The sequence below is a fragment of the Terrabacter sp. P5_B1 genome (assembly GCF_056400505.1).
In genome coordinates this window covers 1-4334 of sequence record NZ_JBFULD010000341.1, presented here as the reverse complement: position 1 = coordinate 4334, position 4334 = coordinate 1, and the positions used below count along the sequence as shown (strand labels likewise).

Annotated in this window: 5 protein-coding genes; all 5 read left to right on the top strand. The window is 71.1% G+C overall.

Translation table 11 applies throughout. The features are described 5' to 3' along the window. The coding region (locus AC1DP0_RS18710; RefSeq protein WP_478087373.1) for a lipoyl protein ligase domain-containing protein at positions 1–250 on the top strand (250 nt) is incomplete at its 5' end. Between the two features lie 57 nt (positions 251–307). Next, positions 308–1270 carry an ABC transporter ATP-binding protein gene (locus tag AC1DP0_RS18705; protein ID WP_478087371.1) on the top strand — a complete coding sequence of 321 codons (963 nt, stop codon included), beginning with the start codon at positions 308–310 and terminating at the stop codon, positions 1268–1270. Beyond that, positions 1267–2355 carry a hypothetical protein gene (locus AC1DP0_RS18700; RefSeq protein WP_478087369.1) on the top strand — a complete coding sequence of 363 codons (1089 nt, stop codon included), beginning with the start codon at positions 1267–1269 and terminating at the stop codon, positions 2353–2355. The genes AC1DP0_RS18705 and AC1DP0_RS18700 overlap by 4 nt, the downstream gene beginning before the upstream one ends. A gap of 166 nt (positions 2356–2521) precedes the next feature. Continuing rightward, positions 2522–3547, top strand: coding sequence for a lipoyl synthase (gene lipA, locus AC1DP0_RS18695; protein ID WP_478087367.1), 1026 nt, complete (start codon positions 2522–2524; stop codon positions 3545–3547). A gap of 5 nt (positions 3548–3552) precedes the next feature. Continuing rightward, complete coding sequence (locus tag AC1DP0_RS18690; RefSeq protein WP_478087365.1) at positions 3553–4287, top strand: DUF4191 domain-containing protein; 735 nt, start codon at positions 3553–3555, stop codon at positions 4285–4287. Positions 4288–4334 lie beyond the last annotated feature (47 nt).

Genomic DNA, 4334 nt, shown 5'->3' with positions numbered 1-4334 from the left:
GCGCAAGATCGGCGCCATCGGCATCCGCGTCAGCCGCCAGGTCGCGATGCACGGCTTCGCCCTCAACTGCAACCCCGACCTCTCGTGGGGTGGGGTCATCATCCCGTGCGGMATCGTCGGCGTGGGCGTCACCTCGCTGTCGTTCGAGCTGGGCCGCGACGTGCCCGTCACCGAGGTGATCCCGCACGTCGAGAAGCACCTGGCCGACATCCTCCCGACGCTCCAGCCGAACCGGCGCGTTCTGGCCTGACAGCGGCCCCACAGACCCCTAGGGTGTGGCTCACAGCCGGCTCTCAGGGGGAGATCGATGGACGTCGCCGTCCGCACCACCAACCTACGCAAGACCTACGTCAGTCGAGGTCGCCGCCGGGTCGCGGTGCAGGGCCTCTCGATGACGGTGCCCCTCGGAGGTGTCCACGGCTTCCTCGGCCCCAACGGGTCGGGCAAGACGACGACGATCCGGATGCTGCTGGGGCTCGTGCGGCCCGACTCGGGCACCGCGGAGGTGCTCGGGCAGCCGGTGCCACGACACCTGCCGAGGGTCGTCGACCGCGTCGGCGCCATCGTCGAGGCGCCGAAGTTCTTTCCCTCCTTCACCGGCCGCCAGAACCTCCGGCTGCTCGCCGATGCCATCGGCACCCCGCTCCCCCGGGTCGACCAGGTGCTCGAGGCCACCCAGCTCGGGGACCGCGGCCGCGACCGCTTCGGCGGCTACTCGCTCGGCATGAAGCAGCGGCTGGCCATCGCGGCGACGCTGCTGAAGGACCCCGACCYGCTCATCTTCGACGAACCGACCAACGGGCTCGACCCGGCCGGCATCCGCGAGGTCCGCGACACGATGGGATCCCTGGGGGCCCAGGGCAAGACCGTGCTCGTCAGCTCCCACCTGCTGAGCGAGGTCGAGCAGGTGGCCGACACCGTGTCGATCATCGGGCACGGGTCGCTGCTCGCCGAGGGGCCCGTCAGCGACATCCTCGGCAGCACGTCCACCGCCCAGGTGCGCGTGGGTGTCACGTCCCCCGAGAACGCCGCCACGATCCTCGAGGGTGACGGGTTCGGCGTGCAGCGCGAGGGCGAGCACCTCATCGTCGCCGCCACGGACCCGGCGGCCGTGACCCGCGCTCTCGCCGGCCACGGCCTCTACGTGAACGAGCTGACGCCGGTTCGCGCGGACCTCGAGGCCGTCTTCCTCGCGCTCACCGCCGACGAGGGGCTGGGCTCGGTGGCCGACCGGGAAGCCGGCGGCCTCACGACGGGAGGTGCGGCATGAGCCAGCACGCGCTCGTCCGCGACGACACGCAGACCTCTCCCRCGATGCGGCCCCGCGGCACGACGTTCGCCGGGCTCGTCGGGGTCGAGCTGCGCCGCCTCTGGTGGCGCCGTCTCGCCCGCATGGTCCTGGTCGCGATCGTGCTCTTCGTGGGCGTCGCCTCGTTCGCGGCCTTCCAGGACACCCGGCCCGCGACGATCGCCCAGCGGGTCGCCGACTACAACCGGATTGTCGCCGACATGAAGCAGCAGCTCGACGCCATGCCGGCGGCCGAGCGCCAAGCGCAGCTCGACGAGTGCCGCAAGCAGCAGGCCCAGGCCCAGGCCCAAGGCGGCGACCTGGGCGACTTCAACTGTGACCAGATGAACCAGCCGCCCTCGCTCTCGCAGTTCGGGCTCGTCAACACCTCCCGCACCGAGATGACCCGCAGCATCACGCGGGAGGGCGTCTACCTCTTCGGCTTCCTCGCCTTCCTCCTCGGGGCGAGCTTCGTGGCGGCCGAGTTCGCCTCGGGCGCCATGGGGACGTGGCTCACGTTCTGCCCACAGCGGCTGCGCGTGGCCGCCTCGAAGCTGGTCGTCGCCGCCCTCGGAGGTCTCGCCGTCGGGGCCGCTGCCGTCGGCCTCGCGGCCTTCGGCGCCTTCGTCGTCACGACGCTCAACCGTCCCGACAGCTCGCTCCACCTCCCGGAGCCAGCCGCGACCCCCGACGACCCCCTGGCGCTGGCGCTGCTGCGGGTGGTCGTCGTCATCGCCCTGGGCGGGCTCGGAGGGGCGGTGCTGGGGCTGCTTGCGCGCGCCACCGCCGGCGTCATCGGGATCGTCGCGGGGTATGCCGTGCTCGTCGAGGGTTTCATCGCCCACGGGGTTCAGGGCGGAGCGCTGCAGCCGTGGCTGGTCCGCCTCAACGTCGACGCCTTCGTGGGCAAGGGCGCCACGTACCTCGTCGAGGCCTGCGGGCCCGACGGCTGCCAGGGCGCGCAGCACACGCTCGGATACACCCACGGTTGGGTCTACCTGCTCGTGCTCTCGGTCGTCGGCGTCGCCGCCGCGCTGGCCGTCTTCCGCCGTCGCGACGTCGGCTGAGCGGGCGCGGATCCCGACGCGAACGGGCCCGTGACGCGCCATCCACGGGGCAGCACTGCCGTGTCGACCCACCCCACGGCATACGTGCGCGGTCGGGCACGCTGGAGGCGAGGCGTAGTCTTGCCCGAGGTCTGCCCGAGCAGCTCAACCCGACCAAGGAGCCCGTGTGTCTGTCGTTCCCGACGGCCGTCGTCTGCTGCGCGTCGAGGCGCGCAACGCCGAGACCCCCATCGAGCGCAAGCCGTCCTGGATCCGCACGACCGCCAAGATGGGCCCGGAGTACACCGCCCTGCACTCGATGGTGAAGTCCGAGGGCCTGCACACGGTGTGCCAGGAGGCCGGTTGCCCCAACATCTTCGAGTGCTGGGAGGACAAGGAGGCCACCTTCCTCATCGGTGGTGACGTCTGCACCCGCCGCTGCGACTTCTGCGACATCGCGACGGGCCGCCCGACCTCCCTCGACCTCGACGAGCCCCGGCGCGTGGCCGAGTCCGTGGCCCGGATGGGGCTGCGCTACTCGACCGTGACCGGCGTCGCGCGCGACGACCAGCCCGACGGCGCCGCCGGGCTGTACGCCGAGACGATCCGCCAGATCCACCTGCTCAACCCCAACACGGGGGTCGAGATACTCCCGCCGGACTTCGGTGCCAAGCCCGAGCTCGTCGGCCAGGTCTTCGACGCACGGCCCGAGGTCTTCGCACACAACCTCGAGACGGTGCCGCGCATCTTCAAGCGCATCCGTCCGGCGTTCACCTACGAGAAGTCGCTCGCCGTGCTCACCATGGCGCGGGAAGCGGAACTCGTCACCAAATCCAACCTCATCCTCGGCATGGGTGAGACCGACACCGAGATCGAGGAGGCCATCCGCGACCTCCACGACGCCGGCTGCGACATCCTCACGATCACGCAGTACCTGCGTCCCTCGAAGCTGCACCACCCCATCGACCGGTGGGTCAAGCCCGAGGAGTTCGTGCACTGGTCCGAGGTCGCCGAGGAGATGGGCTTCAAGGGCGTCATGGCCGGACCACTCGTGCGCTCGTCGTACCGCGCGGGCCGCCTCTGGGCCACCGCGATGCGCAAGTGGGGACGCGAGATCCCCGCACACCTGTCGCACCTCGCCGAGGCCGCCGGGTCCCCCGCCCGCCAGGAGGCGGCGTCGTTGGTGGCCCGCGCCCAGAGCGCCGTATCCTGAGCACCATGGCACGCAACAAGGACGGCGACGCGAGCAGCGCGCCCCAGGAGAAGAAGCAGGGACGGCTGTCCCAGATCCGTGACGTCTACCGGGTCTCCAAGGAAGCTGACCCGGTCATCGGCTGGTTCATGCTGCTGTCGTTCCTCGTCGTCTTCGGGGTACTGCTCGTCATCGGCTTTCTCGTGAAGCTCCCCTGGATCTTCGGCATCTTCGGCGTGCTCTTCGGCGTCCTCGCCGCAACGATCATCATGAGCCGGCGCGCCGAGCGGGCCGCCTACAGCCAGATCGAAGGGCAGGCCGGCGCCGCCGGGGCGGCGCTCACCTCGATCCGTCGTGGCTGGTACACCGACCGTGAGCCCGTCGCCGCCGACGTCGCCCGTCCCGGCGACATCAACTCGGCCGCCATGGTCTACCGCGCGCTCGGCCGCCCCGGGGTCGTCCTCATCGGCGAAGGCCCCACGGCCCGCGTCCAGAAGCTGCTCGCCGCCGAGAAGAAGCGCGTCGAGCGCGTCGCCCCCGGCGTCCCCGTGACGACGATGCGCGTCGGATCCGGCGAGAACGAGGTCCCGCTGCCGAAGCTCGCGAGCAAGGTCCAGCGTCTCAAGCCACAGATCACCAAGGACGAGATGGCTCTGGTCAACAAGCGCCTCAAGGCGCTCGGCGGCCTCCGCGCTCCCCTGCCGCCCGGCGTCGACCCGATGCGCGCCCGCATGGACCGGAAGGCCCTGCGCGGCAAATGATCCCGGCCGCCAAGGCGGCACGACCCAGCAGTATGCGGAAGGGCCGG

Excerpts from the sequence above, each read along its gene's own strand:
- AC1DP0_RS18690 (WP_478087365.1), top strand. The coding sequence starts at position 3,553 with ATGGCACGCAACAAGGACGGCGACGCGAGCAGCGCGCCCCAGGAGAAG.